Here is a 16,296-nt window from a genome sequence, read left to right as displayed (position 1 = left end):
TCCGTCGTCTGCATCTGCCCGCTCGAGTGGCGGAATCCGATACTGGGTGGTAGGACGCCCTCTGCAGGGGAGGGCGACCGGAGCCGCAGGGGGTTCCACCATGCACGAGAGCACGTCCACCACCACCACCCACGAGATCACGTTGTTCGGCACGACGACCGTCACCGTCGACGGCCGCACGGTCAGCGGGCCGGCGCTCGGCGGGGCCAAGCCCCGGCAGGTGCTCGAGCTCCTCGCCGTCGCGGACGGCGCACCGGTCACCAAGGACCGGCTCGTCGAGCTGCTCTGGGGCGACGAGGCCCCCGCGTCGGCCGTCGCCACGCTCGAGAGCTACGTCTGCGTCGTCCGGCGGGCCATCGGTACCCCGGGCGCCGGGCGCGACTCGGTCGTCCGGACCACGTCGGCCGGGTACCACCTCGACACCTCGCGCGTCGTCGTGGACCGCTCGGAGTGCCTCTCGCTCCTCGCCCGGTCGGCCGGGTCCACGACGCCGGACGCCGTCCGGTTGGTCCGGGAGGCCCTCGCCCTCGCGCGGTCCCCGCTCCTGGCCTCCGAGACCCGGTCGGCGTGGGCCGACCGGGAGCGGGACGTCGTGACGACGCGCCTCGCCGAGGCCTGCGCCGTCGTGGCGGGGCGTGCCCTCGACGGCGGCGACGTCGCGGCCGCGACCGAGCTCTCGGCGCGGGCCGCCGACCTGGCGCCGTTCGACGAGCGCGCCGCCACGGTGCGGATGGCCGCTCTCGAGGCCGCCGGCCGCCGGGCGGAGGCCCTGCGCTGCTACCTCGACCTGCGGCGTCGCCTCGTCGACGAGCTGGGGGTGGAGCCCGGTGCCGAGGCGCGGGCGGGCTACCTGCGCCTCCTCGCCGGCTCCGACGACGCGGTCACCGAGACCCCGTCGCGGACGGAGATCGCCGCGCTGCTCGAGCTCCTGCGCGAGACGCTCGGGCGCGTGCCGGGACTCGACCCCGCACCGGTCGACCGGGCCCTCGGGCGGGTCGCGACCAGTGCACTCGCCCTACTGTGAGATCAGCCGACCGGATGTCGCCACCCGAGGAACTACAGACAGCGCGCCGCCGACGGTCCACACTGTTCGCGTGAGCAGCAGGGGGCCCATGGACGGGCCGTCACGGGCGGACGCCCCGGCGGTGCGGCGCGTCCTCGTCGTCGACGACCACCGCACCTTCACCGACCTCCTCGGTCGGGCCATCGACGCCGAGCCCGACCTCGAGTGGCTCGGTGCGGCGCACACCGTCGACGACGCCGTCGCGCGCACTCGGGCGCTCGCCCCGGACGCGGTCGTCATGGACGTGCAGATCGGCGAGGGCGACGGTCTCGAGGCCACGGCCGCGCTCCTTGCCCTGTTCCCTGACCTGCGCGTCGTCGTGCTCACCGCCTTCGCCACGCAGTCCCTCCTCCAGCGCGCCATGGCCGCCGGCGCCCGCGCGCTGCTGCCGAAGGACGGGCGGCTCGAGGACCTGCTGGAGGCGCTGCGCGACACCGCCGACAGCGGGTTCCGCGTGCACCCCGCGCTCCTGCGACGGCTCCTCGAGCTGCAGGGCTCCCTCGCGCGTCCCGCGGAGACCGTGCGGCTGACCGCCCGGGAGGACGAGGTGCTCCACCTCCTCGCCGACGGCCTCGACCCGGCGTCGATCGCCCGCCGGCTCGGCATCTCGCGCCACACCTCCCGGGGCTACGTCGCCGCCCTCCTCGGCAAGCTCGACGCCCACTCACAGCTCGAGGCCGTGGCCGTGGCCCGACGCCGCGGGATGATCCGTGACCGCGCCTGACCCCGGGACCGCTCCGCCGCCGAGCCGCGCGATCGTCCGCACCGCGGTCCGGCGCTTCGTCGTCCTCAGCGTCGTCACGCTGCTCGTGCTCGGCGCTGGCGCCGTGTGGGTGTGCCACCGCATCGCCGAGGACTCGGCGCTCGCCGAGGCCCAGCTGCGCGGGGCGACCCTGGCCGGCACCGTCGCGGCTCCCCTCGTCGACGAGCGGGTGCGCGAGCAGGATCCCGGAGCGATGGCCAGCCTCGGCGCGGTGCTGCGGCGGAGCATGGAGGTCGGGTCGATCCGGCACGTCAAGCTCTGGACGCCCGAGGGTCGAATCCTCTGGTCCGACGAGACACCGCTCATCGGGCGGACCTACGACCTCGAGCCCACGGTCGGCAACCTCGTCGGGACCGACCACACGGTGGCCGAGCTGTCGGCCCTCGACAAGGCCGAGAACGTCTCCGAGCGCGCCGAGCGCGAGCTGCTCGAGGTGTACGCGGGAGCGCAGGACGCCGACGGCAACGACCTCGTCTTCGAGGCGTACTACTCGACCGGCGAGATGCGGGCCCGCGAGCAGGAGATCCTCCGCGCGATCCTGCCGGTCGCGCTCGGCGGCCTGCTGCTCTTCCAGGTCGCCGTCATGCCGCTCGCGATCTCCCTCGCCCGTCGGGTGGAACGCGCTGAGCTGCAACGCATCCGCCTGCTGCGGCAGACCGTGCTGACGACGCACCGCGAGCGCCTGCGGATCGCCCGCGACCTCCACGACGGCGTCGTCCAGGACCTCGCCGGGCTGCGCTACGCCCTGCCCGTCGTCGCCGCCCACGTGTCCGACGCCCCGGAGGCGGCGGGGGCCCGGGACACCCTCGAGCAGGCGCGCGAGATCCTCGGGCGCGACGTCGAGGCCCTGCGCTCCCTGCTCGTCGACATCCACCCGCCGGGCCTCGAGGGGACGGCCTTCCGGGACGCGGTCGAGGACCTCGCCGAGCGGACCCGCCGTGCGGGGCCGGAGGTCTGGCTCGACATGCCCGAGCGCGCGGAGTGGTCGGTCGACGTCGCCCGCGTCTGCTACCGGGTGGTGCAGGAGGCGCTGCGCAACGTCGCGACGCACGCGCACGCCGCCAACGCGTGGGTCGACGTGACGACGGTGGACCGGCAGGTGCGGGTCACCGTCGCCGACGACGGTCGCGGCCTCCCCGAGGGTGTCGCGCAGGACGGGCACGTCGGCCTGCGCCTGCTCGCGACCCACCTCGAGGACCTCGGCGGGTCGCTCGAGGTGGCACCTCGTCCGGGCGGCGGTACCCTCCTGAGAGCGCTCGTCCCCGCCGACCTGCCGGCCGGCGCCTGAGCCACAGGGTTTCCCCAAGCGACCTGCCGCAGACTGCGTTCCGTCACACCGTCCCCCACCCTGTCCGGGAGGACCGATGATCCGCTTGGTCCTCGCCGACGACCACGAGGGCATCCGCCTGGGCGTGCGCGCGCTGGTCGACGCCGAGCCGGACCTCGAGCTCGTCGGGATGGCGACGACGGGCGAGGACGCCGTCCTGCTCGCCGGCCACGAGCATCCCGACGTCGTGCTCATGGACCTGTCGATGCCCGGCCGCGGAGGGCTCTGGGCCCTCGCCGAGATCCGCCGGGTGCGACCGGCCACCCGGCTCGTCGTGCTGACGAGCGACGGACGGGCCGCGACCCACCGCGCGGCCGTGGCCGCGGGGGCCGACCGCTGCGTCGGCAAGGACGAGGAGGTCGAGGAGCTGCTCCTCGCCGTCCGGGGGGCTGCGCCGACCCCAAGGTGACCCCAAGGCGCCTCGCCCATCCTCGACCTGGGGCCGTCCGGCCCCGTCAGGATCCGTGGGCAAGGCAAGGAACTTTCCATGGGAATCACCCGTCGTGATGCACTCAAGCTCGGCGTCGTCGGAGGAGCCCTCGCGGCCCTCCCGCTGGAACGGATGGCGTTCGCCGGCACCATCGTCAACCGGATGCCGACGAGCAAGATGGTGAAGCCGTTCACCCTCCCGTTCGTCGTGCCGCCGGTCCTCTCGCCGACCGAGTCGCAGGAGGTCGCGTGCTCGGACGGGCAGATGCGCGCCTACGACCGCTACGACATCGCCCAGACCTTCTCGGTCGCGTCGATCATGCCCGGCTTCAAGACGCCGTTCTTCGGCTACAACGGCGTCACCCCGGGCCCGACCATCGTCAACCGGCGCGGGCGCCCGATCGTCGTGCACCAGACGAACCTGCTGCACCAGCCGCCCGCGAGCGCCCCGAACGCGGCCGTGCCGTCCCGGTACTCCAGCGACCCCATGGACCGGTGGACCTCGACTCACCTGCACGGGTCGGCCTCGCTGCCGCAGTACGACGGCTACGCCTCGGACGTCACGCTGCCCGGCCGGACCAAGCGCTACGTCTACCCGAACTGCCAGGAGGCGCGCACCCTCTGGTACCACGACCACGGCGTGCACCACACCTCGCAGAACGCGTACAACGGCCTCGCCGGGATGTACGTGCTCCACGACGACGTCGAGCTGTCGCTCGGCATCCCGCAGGGCCGCTACGACGTCCCGATGATCGTCAAGGACGTCATGCTCGACACCAAGGGCGGCCTGATCTACGAGGACAACAGCGAGTCGGGCGCCTTCGGCGACATCGTCCTCGTCAACGGCGTGCCCTGGCCGGCGATGCAGGTCGAGCCGCGCAAGTACCGCTTCCGCATCCTCAACGCGTCGGTGTCGCGCTCGTACGAGTGGCAGCTGCACGACGGCAAGAGCGCCGTGCCGATGACGGTCATCGGCACCGACGCCGGGCTGATGCCCCAGCCGCAGGTCGTCTCGTCGCTGCGGCACGGGATGGCCGAGCGCTACGAGGTGGTCATCGACTTCGCGCCCTACGCGCAGAAGCCCGGACAGGCGCCCGTGAAGCTGACGCTGAAGAACCTCGGGCCGAAGAACAACGTCGCCGAGGCCACGGCCCTGTACGCGATGCAGTTCGTCGTCGGCCCCGAGACGTCGGTGCAGAGCACGGAGAACAACGCCGTGCCGACGCTCTGGAACTCGGCCGTCCCCCCGCAGGAGTGCATGACGTGGACCGAGGCCGGGCTGCTGGCCCGGGGGGTCACCCAGCGGCGCTTCGCCTTCGTCCGCACGAACGGCCACTGGACGATCAACGGCGAGACGTGGCAGGACGTCGTCGACAGCGACTACACGCACTGCATGGCCGAGCCGGAGCAGGGCGCGGTGGAGATCTGGGAGCTGGCGAACACCTCCGGCGGGTGGTTCCACCCGGTGCACATCCACCTCGTCGACTTCCAGGTGCTCTCGCGCAACGGCCAGGCGAGCCTCGTGCGGCCCCACGAGAAGGGCGGCAAGGACGTCGTGTACGTCGGCGAGAACGAGACGGTGCGGGTCGCCATGCGCTTCGCCGGGCCGTCCGCCGGGGACGGGTGGCAGGAGCCGAAGGGCCGCTACATGATGCACTGCCACAACCTGGTCCACGAGGACCACGACATGATGATGCAGTTCAGCGTCGGCGACCCGGACCACGACCCCGAGTGCGACCCGATCACGGCCGACCCGGCGTGGTGAGCACCGTGACCGCGGCGGCCCCGCCGGCGCGGCCGGCCCCCACACCGGCCCCGGTCCGGCGGCGCGGCCGGGTCGTGGACCTCGCCCTCGTGCTGGCCCTCGTCGTCCTCGTCGGGCGGCTCGCGCTCGAGCCGGTGCTCGTGCCGACGGCCAGCATGGAGCCGACGCTGCACGCCGGCTCGCACGTCCTCGTCGACCACGTCGGTCCGCTGCTGCGCGGCTACCACCGCGGCGACGTCGTCCTCCTCGACGCGCCGGACGGCAGCGGCCTGCTCGTCAAGCGGGTCGCCGCCGTCGCCGGCGAGGACGTCGCGATCCTCGACGGCGTTCTGGCCGTCGACGGGGTCCCGGTCGAGGAGCCGTGGGTCGACCCCGGTGACGTCGACTCGGTGTACGCCGAGCTCGGGCGGGTGCCGGCCGACCACGTCGTCGTGCTCGCCGACCACCGACCGGACGCCCGGGACTCGCGCACCTTCGGCCCGGTCGCCGTCGCCGCCCTGCACGGGCGGGTCGTCGCGACCGTCTGGCCGCTCGGCTCCCTCGGAGGCACCCCGTGACGCCGCGGGCGCCCGGCCGGCGTCGCGTGCCGCGCCTGCTGGCCGTGGTGCTGCTCCTGCTCGGGCTCGCCGTGGTCACGGCGACGCCGGCGGCCGCGCACACCGGCCTGGAGAGCAGCACCCCGGCCGACGGCAGCACCCTCCGCCGGTCGCCGATCACCCTCGTCCTCCGCTTCGCCGACCCCGTCGTCCCCGGTACCGCCGTGGGCGCCCTCAGCGGCCCGGGGGGCCGCACCTCCCTGCGGGCGCCCACGGTCCGGGGGACGACGGTGCGGATAGCTCTCGCCGAGCCCGCCGCAGCCGGCCGCTACCGGCTCGCGTGGCGCGTCGTGGCCGACGACGGGCACCCCGTCTCCGGGACGCTGCGGTTCGAGGTCGCTGCGGCCCCGGCGGCGAGCCCGTCCCCGGAGCCCATCTCCTCGGACGCCGTCGCCGCGCCGAAGTCTCCGCCGTCGGACACCGCCCCCTCGGCGCCCGCGGGCTCCGCGGTGGACGCGCTGGCGGCGGTCGAGGGAGCCGGCGGGCCGGACGCCACCACCACACCGACCACCGGCGGCCCGCTGCTGGCGTGGGCGTTGCTCGCCGCGCTCGTGGCGCTCGGCGCCGCCGGGCCCGCCGTCCTGCGCCGCCGGGCCTCCGCACGAAGGCCGTCGTGACCGCCCCCGGCCTCCCCCTGCGGGTCGTCTCCCCCGGCCGCGCGGTCGTGGCGGCCGCGGTGCTCGGCGCCGCGACAGCCCTCGTCGTCCTCACCCTCACGACCCCGGTGGCGGCTCCCGCCTCGGCGCTGCCCGACGCCGGACCGGGCGTGCCGCTCCTCGCGACCGGCGTCCGGCTCACGGCGCGAGTCTGCGCGGTCGTCGTCGTCGGCGGGCTCCTCGTCCCCGCCTGGCTGCTGCGCGCCGCCCCTGCCCCGGTGCGGGTGCTGCGCGCGGTCCGGATCGCCGCGTGGGCGTGGGTCGTGGCCTGCCTCCTCGGGATGCTCGCCGCGGCCGCCGAGGCGCTCGCCGTCCCGCTGCCCGGGGCGTTCACGGCCGCACGGGTCTGGGCCTTCGTGCCGAGCCTCGAGGGCGGCCGCGCCCTCATGGTCACGGCGGCCCTCGCCGCCGTCGTCGCCGGCGGCAGCCGGCTCGTCCGCTCCCCCGCCGAGACGCTCACCCTCCTCGGCGTCGCCGTCCTCGCGGTCCTCCCGACCTCGCTGACCGGCCACGTCGCGACCTCCGAGCTGCACGTCCCCGTCAGCGTCGGCACCGCCGTGCACGTCGTCGCCGCCGTGCTGTGGGTCGGTGGGCTGGTGGGCCTGGGTCTGGTCGGACGTGCGCCCGCGCTCGCCGACGCCGTCGGCCGGTTCTCGGGGCTCGCGCTCGTCGCCGCCGTCCTCGTGACGGTGAGCGGTCTGCTCTCGGCGTGGTGGCGCCTCGGGGCCGTCGCCGAGGCGTGGCGGACCACCTACGGCGCCCTGGTCCTGGCGAAGGTCGCGCTGCTCGTCGTCCTCCTCGCGCTCGGCGCGACCCACCGCCGCGCGAGCATCCCGGCCCTGCGTCGTGGGTCGAGCCGGGTGTGGTGGCGGCTCGCCGGCGTCGAGACCGCCCTGATGGGCGCCGCCCTCGGGGCCGCGGTCGCGCTGGGGCGCACTCCGACCCCGACCCGACCCGATGTCGTGGCCCTCCCGCACGGCGGCGTCACGACCGTCGACCGGGCGCTGCCCGCCCCGACCCCGTGGCGCCTGCTGCTCGAGCCCCGCGCGTCCGCGACCGGAGTCGTCGCGGTGGCCCTGCTCGTCCTCGTCGTCGTGCTCGCCGCCAGCCGGCCGGGCGTCGACCCGCGGGCGGCCGTGCGCGGCCTCGCTGCGGGCCTGGCCGCCTCGGGCGTCCTGGCGTGGCTGCTGCTCGGCGGTCCGGGCGCCTACGGCAGCGCGCTGCTCACCGTGCACGGCCTCCGGCTCGTCGCCGCCGCGCTCCTCGCCCCACCGCTCCTCGTCCGCGCGGCCCACCACCTGCTCCCCGGGGCCCTCCCACGCGGCACGCGCAGCCCCGTCGACGCCGTGCTCCCGGTCGTCCTCCTCGTCGGGGTCGTGCTCGGCAGCCCGCTGCTCGGGGTCTCGCTGGCCCGGGAGTCCGTCGGCACGGCCCTCGTCGCGGGCGCGGCCCTGGCCGGCCTGCCCGCGGCGCTGCTGCGGGAGCGTGGCGACCGGCGCTGGGCCGCGGGCCTGCTCGTCGTGCTCGGCGTCGTGCTGCTTTTGGTCCTCCTGACCCGACCCGACGCGTTCGCGCCCCAGTGGTTCGCCGACCTCCCCCTCGACTGGGCCGACCCCGTGCGGGGCACCGGCATCGGCGAGCGCGCTCCCTGACCCACCCGCCCCTCCCGCCTCGACATTTCGGGGGCACCCCGAAATGTCCACGAGACCCCGGTTCCGAACCGGGGTCTCGTGGACGAACCGGGGTGTCGCGGCCCCGGCACCGGGCTCAGCCGGCGCGACGGGCGGTGGCGGCCCGGGTCAGGCGCGGCGTCACGAGGACCACCATCCCGACGAGGACGAGCAGCCCGCAGCCGAGGAATACCCCGGAGTACCCCAGCGCGCTCGAGCCACCGAGCGCGATGACCGGCCCGGCGACGATGGCCCCGACGCGCGTCGTGTTCATGAAGAGCGACGACGCGAGCCCCGGCCGGCCGACGACGTCCTGGAAGAGCGTCAGCCCCACCCCGGACATCGTCGCGATGAACACCGCGTTGGGCAGCTGGCCGGCGACGAGCACGACCGGCGACGCCGCGAGCGTCATCGCCGCGTAGTAAACGAGCCCGGCCAGGCAGCCGACGGCGACGACGCGCCGCGGGCCGAAGCGCGCCGTGATGCGCCCGAGCAGGACGAGGATCGGGATCTCGAGGGCGGCGCACGTCCCCAGCGCGATGCCGCTCCACTCGACGTCGAGCCCGAGCTCGCCGGTGACGAGGAGCGGCAGCGACGAGACCGCGGCGTTGAGCGCAGCACCGAGCGCGACGAAGGTGCCGAGCAGGACGAGCACCTCGGGCCGCCGCAGCGCGACGCCCATCGGCTCCCCCTGTGGCGGAGCGGCGTTCGCGTGCGGCGACGTGGCGTGCGCGTGCATCATCACCCGCGTCAGCGCGAGGCCGAGGACGCCCAGCGCCGCGACGACCCACAGCACCGAGCGCTGGCCGAGCACACCCATGAGGAACGCGGCGAACGGCGGGCCGCCGACCCACGCGAACGAGAACACCGCGCGCGTGCGCATGATCTGCTGCACGCTCGCGCCGGTGTGCCGCTGGTAGGCGAAGAGCAGGCCGATGGCGATCCCGGCGGGTCCGCCGAGCGCCACGAGGGCGAGCACCGCCAGCGGCAGGGTCGTCGCGAGCGCCAGCGCCGTCGTCAGCGCGATCGTGAAGCCGCCGCACCACAGCAGCGGCTCGAGGTAGTCGCCGCGCCGGTCGGCCCGCGTCGGCACGACGAGCGTCGAGACGAAGCCGCTGACGTTGTAGGCGGCCAGCGCAAGCCCCACCTCCCCCGCCGACGCCCCGTACAGCGAGACGAGGATGATGCCGATCGCCGGGTTGAGGAACGCGAACTGCGTGCCCCACAGCAGCGCCGCGGAGGGGACGAGGAGTGAACGTCGGTGCCCGGCGAGGAAGCCCGAGCGCGCGACGGGCGTCACTTCTTGGTGGCCTGGGCCCCGGCGCCGTCGGACGTCAGCGCGGCGATGAAGGCCTCCGGCGGCACCTCGACCGAGCCGATGTTCTTCATCCGCTTCTTGCCGGCCTTCTGCTTCTCGAGGAGCTTGCGCTTGCGGCTGATGTCACCGCCGTAGCACTTGGCGAGCACGTCCTTGCGGATGGCGCGGATGTTCTCGCGGGCGATGACCCGGGCGCCGATGGCCGCCTGGATCGGCACCTCGAACTGCTGGCGCGGGATGAGGTCCTTGAGCTTGCCGGCCATCATCAGGCCGTACGAGTACGCCTTGTCCTTGTGGACGATCGCCGAGAACGCGTCGACCGTCTCGCCCTGGAGGAGGATGTCGACCTTGACGAGGTCGGCGGCCTGGTCGCCGTCGGGCTCGTAGTCGAGGCTCGCGTAGCCGCGGGTGCGCGACTTCAGCTGGTCGAAGAAGTCGAAGACGACCTCGGCGAGCGGCAGCGTGTAGCGCATCTCGACGCGGTCCTCGGAGAGGTAGTCCATCCCGAGCAGCGTCCCGCGCTTGCCCTGGCAGAGCTCCATGATCGCGCCGATGAACTCGCTCGGTGCGAGGACGGTGGTGCGGACCTTCGGCTCGCGGACCTCGGCGATCTTGCCGCCGGGGAACTCGCTGGGGTTGGTGACGACGACCTCGGTGCCGTCGTCCATCGTCACGTCGTAGACGACGTTGGGCTGGGTCGAGATGAGCTCGAGGTTGAACTCGCGCTCGAGCCGCTCGCGGACGATCTCGAGGTGGAGCAGGCCGAGGAAGCCGCAGCGGAAGCCGAAGCCGAGCGCGACGGAGGTCTCGGGCTCGTAGACGAGCGCGGCGTCGTTGAGCTTGAGCTTGTCGAGGGCGTCGCGCAGGTCGGGGTAGTCCGAGCCGTCGAGCGGGAAGAGGCCCGAGAACACCATCGGCTTGGGGTCGCGGTAGCCGCCGACGGCCTTCGTCGCGGGCTTGGCCGCGTTGGTGACGGTGTCGCCGACCTTGGACTGACGCACGTCCTTGACGCCGGTGATGAGGTAGCCGACCTCGCCGACGCCGAGGCCCTTGCCGGGCACCGGCTCCGGGCTGATGACGCCGATCTCGAGCAGCTCGTGCGTGGCCTTGGTCGACATCATCGCGATGCGCTCGCGCGGGTTGAGGTTGCCGTCGACGACCCGGACGTACGTGACGACGCCGCGGTAGGTGTCGTAGACGGAGTCGAAGATCATCGCGCGGGCGGGCGCGTCGGCGTCACCGGTCGGCGCCGGGATCTGCGCGACGATCGCGTCGAGCAGCGGCTCGACGCCCACGCCGGTCTTGCCCGACACCTGGAAGCAGTCCTCGGGCTCGCAGCCGATGAGGCCGGCGAGCTCCTCGGCGTACTTCTCCGGCTGGGCGGCCGGCAGGTCGATCTTGTTGAGGACCGGGATGATCGTGAGGTCGTTCTCCATCGCGAGGTAGAGGTTCGCGAGGGTCTGCGCCTCGATGCCCTGCGCGGCGTCGACGAGCAGCACGGCCCCTTCGCACGCGGCGAGGCTGCGCGAGACCTCGTAGGTGAAGTCGACGTGGCCCGGGGTGTCGATCATGTTGAGCACGTGGCTCGCGCCGTCGACCTCCCAGGGCATCCGGACGGCCTGGCTCTTGATCGTGATGCCGCGCTCTCGCTCGATGTCCATCCGGTCGAGGTACTGCGCGCGCATCGCCCGGTCGTCGACGACACCGGTGATCTGGAGCATCCGGTCGGCGAGGGTCGACTTGCCGTGGTCGATGTGGGCGATGATGCAGAAGTTGCGGATCGCCTCCGGCGGTGTCGCGTGCGGCGGCAGCACGGTGCGGGCGCGGGGTGACACGGGTGCGCGGTTCCTTGCGGTCGGGGGCGAGCGGGCGGTGCACTCAGTCTCCCACGCCGGGCGGACAGGTCCGAACGCGACGGCGCCCTGCCGCCCCGACGCTGTCCTGCCGCCCCAACCCCGCCTCGCCGCCCTGCTGTGACACCCCGGCAGGACGAGACCACCCCGGCACGACGCGACCACCCCGGCACGGCGCGGGAACCCGGTCGTGCCCGGACCCGGCGCGTGGCACGGTGGGCGGGTGACTCCCCCGGTGCCCGAGGTCGACTACGGCCGCACGAGCCGGCGACCCGCCTTCGACACCCTGCCGGTCGCGGTCTCCGACGCGGTGGCCGCGGTGGCCGGCAGCGCCGTCGCCGGGGCGCACGCCCCGGTGGGCTCGGGGTTCGGCGGCGCCTTCGCCGGCGCCGTCGACCTCGCCGACGGCCGGACGGTGTTCGTCAAGGCGGCCGGCTCCTCGACCCCGCACCTGCTGCGTGCCCTGCGCCGCGAGTCGGAGCTGCTGCCGGGGCTCACCGGGCTCACCTGCGCCCCGCGGATGCTGGGCCTCGCCGACGTCGAGGCCGGCGGCGGCTGGCGGGTCCTCGTCCTCGACCTCGTCGAGGGCACCCGACCGGGCAACCCCTGGACGCCGCAGGACGTGGCGGCGGCGTACGCCGCCTGCCGGGAGATCGCGGCCACGCCCGCGCCCGTCGTGCAGGGTCTCGGGCTGGCGACCGTCCGCGACGAGCTCGCCGGCGCCACCGCGTCGGTCCCCGCGCTGCGCCGCCTCGCGGAGGGCTCGCAGCCCTGGCCGCAGGGCCACGCCGTGCCCGACCGGGCCGCGACCGCCGAGATGGTGCGACTGGCCTCGCGGGTCCTCGACGCCGTCCACGGCGACACGCTGACGCACCTCGACCTGCGCCCGGACAACCTCCTGCGCGAGCCGGACGGCCGGATGCGCGTCATCGACTGGAACCAGGCCGCCGTCGGTCCCGCGTGGTTCGACCTCGTCACGCTCTGGCCGCTCATGCACCACCACGGCATCGACCTGACCGACCTCGAGCGCTCCCCCCTGCTCGAGGACGCCGCCGACGACGACGTCGACGCGGTGCTGGCCTTCCTCGTCGGCTTCATGCTCGAGGACCTCGACGCGCCCCCGCCCCCCGGCTGCACGGAGGCCCTGCGGGCCCACGCACTCTTCTTCTCCGACACCACGACCCGCCTGCTCGCGCACCGTCGTGGCTGGTCCCTGACCGGCTGAGCGGCTCCCGACGCGGGAGGGGTCAGGTGCTGCCTCGCTTGATCGACGACATCTTCTTGCCGCGCGCGACCTCGTCGACGAGCAGGTCGAGGTAGCGGATGCGCTGCATCAGGGGGTCCTCGATCTCCTGGACCCGGTGGCCGCAGATCGTGCCGGTGATGAGCCCGGCGTGCGGCGTGAAGGCCGGAGCCCGGTCGAAGAAGGTCTCGAGGTCGCGCTCGTCCTCGAGCGCCCGGCGCAGCCCGGCCTCGTCGTAGCCGGTCAGCCAGTGGATGACCTCGTCGACCTCGGCGCGCGTGTGTCCCTTGCGCTCGGCCTTGGCGACGTAATGCGGGTAGATGCTCGCGAACGGCGTCCCGAAGATGCGGTGTCCCGTCACGGGTCCTCCTCCACGTCGTGGGCCGGCGCCCCGGCGGCCGCCCTCTGCGGAGCCTAGGAGACCTCGGCCGCCGCGTCACGGTCCGCGGCTAGGGTCGGGCCCATGCAGTGGCAGCGCATCCTCCGCCCGGTCCTCGACGGCGCCCTCCGCGAGCTGCTGCGCGGTGGCTCACGGCGTGCACCCCGCGCGGACGGCCCCACTCCGAGGGAGCGCTCCCCGCGCTCCGGCCCGCCGGCACCGACCCGGCCGACCGGCGGCTACCCGGGCGACTACACGGGCCCGCTCGACCCGGTCTACGCGCCACGCCCCGACGGCCGCCCCGACCCCGGCGAGATCGTCTGGACGTGGGTGCCCTACGAGGAGGACCACACGCAGGGCAAGGACCGCCCGGTCCTCCTCGTCGGCCACGATGCCGACTGGCTGCTCGGCCTCCAGCTGACGAGCAAGGACCACGACCGCGACGTCGAGCAGGAGCGCCGGGCCGGGCGGCGCTGGGTCGACATCGGCACCGGCGCCTGGGACCGGCAGGGCCGTCCGAGCGAGGTGCGCGTCAACCGCGTCCTGCGGGTCGACCCGGCCGCGGTCCGCCGCGAGGGCGCGGTCCTCGACCGCGACCGCTTCCTCGAGGTCGCGGCCGCCGTCCGCGCGAACCGCTGACCCGTCGCGGGCGCAACGTCCCACCCGTTGGCCAGGAGCGGAAGATTTCCACGCTCTTGACCTGATGAGCGGAACTCCTTACCTCCGGCAGACCCGGTCCGGACCCGCACCGTCCTAGCGTCGAGGCGCTCCCCCAGCCCCGACGCAGGAGACCCACCGATGCGACCACACCGCACGACCCGACGCAGCGGCCTCGCGGCCCTCGCCGCCGGGGCCACCGCCCTCGCGGGCCTCGTCGCCGCCCTCCCGGCGCAGGCCGCCCCCGTACCGCACCCGACCGCGCAGGCTCGCGCGGTCGGCATCGACCGGACCGGCGACGCCTTCATGGGGTGGTCTGCCGCCCGCGACACCCGGCGCGTGGCCCCGGACGCAGCGCCGTCCCGCACTGCCGTCACCCAGACCCCCGGCATCGACGTCTCGAAGTGGCAGGGCACCGTCGACTGGGCGTCATGGTGGGCCAAGGGGACGAAGTTCGCCTACGTCAAGGCGACCGAGGGCACGACCTACCGCAGCCCGACCTTCAGCGCGCAGTACACCGGCTCGTACGACGTCGGGATGATCCGGGGCTCGTACCACTTCGCCCTGCCCGACTCCTCCTCCGGTGCGGCGCAGGCCGACTGGTTCGTCGACCACGGCGGCGGCTGGAGCGCCGACGGGCGCACGCTCCCCGGGGTGCTCGACATCGAGTTCAACCCCTACGGCGCGACCTGCTACGGCAAGAGCCAGAGCGGGATGGTGTCGTGGATCCGCGACTTCACGTCCCGGTACAAGGCACGCACGGGCCGCGACGCCGTCATCTACACGGCGACGAGCTGGTGGACCCAGTGCACCGGCGGCAGCACCGCCTTCGCGACGACCAACCCCCTGTGGGTCGCGCGGTACAGCACGAGCGTCGGCACGCTGCCGGCCGGCTGGGGCTACTACACGTTCTGGCAGTGGACCGACAGCCCGCTCGACCAGGACCGCTTCAACGGCGACCTCGCCGGGCTGCGCCGGCTCGCCCTCGGCTGAGCCGACTCCCCCGCGGACGCCCGAGGGCCCGTCACCGGATCGGTGACGGGCCCTCGGGCGTGGGCTGCTCCGCTCAGAGCGAGGCGGCCCGCTTGGCCATCGCGGACTTCTTGTTCGCGGCCTGGTTCTTGTGGATGACGCCCTTGCTCACGGCCTTGTCGAGCTTGGTCGACGCGAACTTGAGCGCCTCGCGCGCCTGCTCGGCGTTGCCGGAGTCGGCCGCCTCGCGGAAGCGACGGATGGCCGTCTTGAACTCGCTCTTGACGGCCTTGTTGCGCTCGGTCGCGAGACGGTTCGTCTTGATGCGCTTGAGCTGGGACTTGATGTTCGCCACTGTGAAATCGTGCCTTCGGTCGAGGAATCGGTTGCCGTTAGAGGGCGGCAGTCGCGGGTCGGGACCGGGCGTGGGGCACCCGTGGTTGACTCGCGCTGGGTGGTGCTCGTGCGCGCGCGACCACACGCGCACGCAGTCGACAAAGGTACCAGCGGCCCGCACCCCCGCCAAAACGGGCGGGCGAGAGGGTGACGCGGGCTCAGCCCTCGCGGTGCCGACCGTGCTGCGCGGTGATGGTCAGCACCGCGCGCTCGACGGCGTAGACGGGGTCGCGGCCGCCGCCCTTGACCTCGGCGTCGGCCGCCGCGAGCGCCTGGAGCGAGGTCGCGAGCCCCTCCGCGGTCCAGCCCGACAGCGTCCGCTTGGCCCGGTCGACCTGCCACGGGGCCATCCCGACGTCGCGGGCGATGTCGGCCGGGCGCCCCCGGCCCGCGGACCCGACCTTGATGAGCTGGCGCACCTGCTGGGCGAGCACCGCGACGATCGGGACGGGGTCGACCCCGACGGCGATCGCGTGGCGCAGCAGCCGCAGCGCCTCGCCGGGGTCGCCCGCGAGCGCGGCGTCGGCGACCCGGAAGCCCGTGGCCTCGACCTTGCCGCCGTGGTAGGTGAGGACGACCTGCTCGTCGATGACGCCGGTCGTGTCGTCGACGAGCTGCTGGCAGGCGGCGGCGAGCTCGCGGACGTCCTTGCCGACGGCCTCGACGAGCGCGTGGACGGCCTCGGGGGTCGCCTTGCGCCGCGCGCGCCGGAACTCGTGCGTCGCGAAGTCGGTCTTGTCGCGGTCGGTCTTGACCGCGGGTGCGTCGAGCACCCGGGCGCCGGCACCGCGCAGCGCGTCGAGCACCTTCTTGCCGCGCTGGCCGCTCTTGTGCATGACGACGAGCGTGAGGTCGGGCTCGGCCGGCCCCGAGAGGACGGCGAGCAGGTCGGACTGGAGCTCGTCCGGGGCCTCGTCGAGGTCGTGGACGACGACGCACTTGGCGCCGCCGAAGAGCGACGGGCTCGTGTGGAGGACGAGCTCACCCGGCTGGTAGGACGCCGCGTACACCCGGATGACCTCGAGGTCCGGGCTCGTGACGCGGAGGTCGTCGAGGGTCTGCGCGACGGCGCGCTCGGCGAGGATGCCCTCGGGCCCCGAGACGAGCACGAAGGGCGGCACGCGGTGCGCGACGGCGACGACGTCCTCGGTCATGCCGCCACTCTGCCACCCGGCGCCGACGCCGCGCGTCCACCCCCGAGTCGTCCTA

The 16,296-nt window shown here is 74.3% G+C and carries 16 protein-coding genes; 11 read left to right on the top strand and 5 right to left on the bottom strand.

The window, feature by feature from the left end; all coding sequences use genetic code 11:
* The first annotated feature begins 100 nt into the window (after nucleotides 1-100).
* The 8 genes from IG69_RS0116510 to IG69_RS0116475 all read left to right on the top strand — a co-directional run bounded on the left by IG69_RS0116510 (nucleotide 101) and on the right by IG69_RS0116475 (nucleotide 8,251).
* Nucleotides 101-1,024: an AfsR/SARP family transcriptional regulator gene (locus IG69_RS0116510; RefSeq protein WP_051750683.1), complete on the top strand. Its 924-nt coding sequence runs from the start codon at nucleotides 101-103 to the stop codon at nucleotides 1,022-1,024.
* A gap of 70 nt (nucleotides 1,025-1,094) precedes the next feature.
* A complete protein-coding gene (locus tag IG69_RS0116505; protein WP_211251034.1) occupies nucleotides 1,095-1,787 on the top strand; it encodes a response regulator transcription factor in 693 nt (230 codons plus the stop codon).
* Entirely contained in the window at nucleotides 1,774-3,114 is a 1,341-nt protein-coding gene (locus tag IG69_RS21245; RefSeq protein WP_051750682.1) for a sensor histidine kinase, read from the top strand. Before IG69_RS0116505 ends, IG69_RS21245 begins: the two co-directional genes overlap by 14 nt.
* Nucleotides 3,115-3,190: 76 nt before the next feature.
* On the top strand, nucleotides 3,191-3,562 hold the full coding sequence (locus IG69_RS20445) for a response regulator (protein ID WP_051750681.1): 372 nt from the start codon (nucleotides 3,191-3,193) through the stop codon (nucleotides 3,560-3,562).
* A gap of 78 nt (nucleotides 3,563-3,640) precedes the next feature.
* Complete coding sequence (locus tag IG69_RS0116490; RefSeq protein ID WP_030529273.1) at nucleotides 3,641-5,347, top strand: multicopper oxidase family protein; 1,707 nt, start codon at nucleotides 3,641-3,643, stop codon at nucleotides 5,345-5,347.
* Nucleotides 5,344-5,904 (top strand): signal peptidase I, encoded by a 561-nt coding sequence (lepB, locus tag IG69_RS0116485; protein WP_169742088.1) that lies wholly within the window; start codon nucleotides 5,344-5,346, stop codon nucleotides 5,902-5,904. The genes IG69_RS0116490 and lepB overlap by 4 nt, the downstream gene beginning before the upstream one ends.
* Nucleotides 5,901-6,560: a copper resistance CopC family protein gene (locus tag IG69_RS0116480; RefSeq protein ID WP_051750678.1), complete on the top strand. Its 660-nt coding sequence runs from the start codon at nucleotides 5,901-5,903 to the stop codon at nucleotides 6,558-6,560. The genes lepB and IG69_RS0116480 overlap by 4 nt, the downstream gene beginning before the upstream one ends.
* Nucleotides 6,557-8,251, top strand: a complete 1,695-nt coding sequence (locus tag IG69_RS0116475; protein WP_030529270.1) for a CopD family protein — start codon at nucleotides 6,557-6,559, stop codon at nucleotides 8,249-8,251. The genes IG69_RS0116480 and IG69_RS0116475 overlap by 4 nt, the downstream gene beginning before the upstream one ends.
* A 115-nt stretch (nucleotides 8,252-8,366) precedes the next feature.
* On the opposite strand, the gene IG69_RS0116470 is transcribed toward IG69_RS0116475, so the two are convergent.
* Together IG69_RS0116470 and lepA are read right to left on the bottom strand one after the other, a co-directional pair.
* The gene (locus IG69_RS0116470; RefSeq protein WP_051750677.1) at nucleotides 8,367-9,569 is read right to left on the bottom strand and encodes an MFS transporter; all 1,203 of its coding nucleotides are present in this window, start codon (nucleotides 9,567-9,569) and stop codon (nucleotides 8,367-8,369) included.
* Entirely contained in the window at nucleotides 9,566-11,422 is a 1,857-nt protein-coding gene (gene lepA / locus IG69_RS0116465; protein ID WP_030529268.1) for a translation elongation factor 4, read from the bottom strand. The genes IG69_RS0116470 and lepA overlap by 4 nt, the downstream gene beginning before the upstream one ends.
* A 241-nt stretch (nucleotides 11,423-11,663) precedes the next feature.
* Between lepA and IG69_RS0116460 the strand changes: the two genes are divergently transcribed.
* Entirely contained in the window at nucleotides 11,664-12,665 is a 1,002-nt protein-coding gene (locus tag IG69_RS0116460) for a phosphotransferase family protein (protein WP_030529267.1), read from the top strand.
* A gap of 22 nt (nucleotides 12,666-12,687) precedes the next feature.
* Here the strand turns inward: IG69_RS0116460 and IG69_RS0116455 are convergent, their stop codons facing one another.
* Entirely contained in the window at nucleotides 12,688-13,044 is a 357-nt protein-coding gene (locus tag IG69_RS0116455) for a DUF2200 domain-containing protein (RefSeq protein WP_030529266.1), read from the bottom strand.
* A gap of 102 nt (nucleotides 13,045-13,146) precedes the next feature.
* On the opposite strand from IG69_RS0116455, the gene IG69_RS0116450 reads away from it, so the two are divergent.
* Nucleotides 13,147-13,701, top strand: coding sequence for a type II toxin-antitoxin system PemK/MazF family toxin (locus tag IG69_RS0116450; protein WP_036830474.1), 555 nt, complete (start codon nucleotides 13,147-13,149; stop codon nucleotides 13,699-13,701).
* Between the two features lie 159 nt (nucleotides 13,702-13,860).
* Nucleotides 13,861-14,712, top strand: a complete 852-nt coding sequence (locus IG69_RS0116445) for a lysozyme (RefSeq protein WP_030529264.1) — start codon at nucleotides 13,861-13,863, stop codon at nucleotides 14,710-14,712.
* Nucleotides 14,713-14,785: 73 nt separating this feature from the next.
* On the opposite strand, the gene rpsT is transcribed toward IG69_RS0116445, so the two are convergent.
* Nucleotides 14,786-15,046, bottom strand: coding sequence for a 30S ribosomal protein S20 (gene rpsT, locus IG69_RS0116440; protein WP_030529263.1), 261 nt, complete (start codon nucleotides 15,044-15,046; stop codon nucleotides 14,786-14,788).
* Nucleotides 15,047-15,245: 199 nt separating this feature from the next.
* Nucleotides 15,246-16,241: a DNA polymerase III subunit delta gene (gene holA, locus IG69_RS0116435; RefSeq protein ID WP_030529262.1), complete on the bottom strand. Its 996-nt coding sequence runs from the start codon at nucleotides 16,239-16,241 to the stop codon at nucleotides 15,246-15,248.
* Nucleotides 16,242-16,296 lie beyond the last annotated feature (55 nt).

Origin of the sequence: Phycicoccus jejuensis, from assembly GCF_000720925.1 — a bacterium.
GTDB classification, from domain to species: domain Bacteria; phylum Actinomycetota; class Actinomycetes; order Actinomycetales; family Dermatophilaceae; genus Phycicoccus; species Phycicoccus jejuensis.
Note: the sequence above shows the minus strand (reverse complement) of the source record. Positions and strands in the feature narration are given on the sequence as shown.

What these genes read in the sequence shown, in the direction of transcription:
- IG69_RS0116510 (WP_051750683.1), top strand. Translation starts at nt 101, where the DNA reads ATGCACGAGAGCACGTCCACCACCACCACCCACGAGATCACGTTGTTC.
- IG69_RS20445 (WP_051750681.1), top strand. Translation starts at nt 3,191, where the DNA reads ATGATCCGCTTGGTCCTCGCCGACGACCACGAGGGCATCCGCCTGGGC.
- IG69_RS0116490 (WP_030529273.1), top strand. Translation starts at nt 3,641, where the DNA reads ATGGGAATCACCCGTCGTGATGCACTCAAGCTCGGCGTCGTCGGAGGA.
- IG69_RS0116450 (WP_036830474.1), top strand. Translation starts at nt 13,147, where the DNA reads ATGCAGTGGCAGCGCATCCTCCGCCCGGTCCTCGACGGCGCCCTCCGC.
- IG69_RS0116445 (WP_030529264.1), top strand. Translation starts at nt 13,861, where the DNA reads ATGCGACCACACCGCACGACCCGACGCAGCGGCCTCGCGGCCCTCGCC.
- holA (WP_030529262.1), bottom strand. Translation starts at nt 16,241, where the DNA reads ATGACCGAGGACGTCGTCGCCGTCGCGCACCGCGTGCCGCCCTTCGTG.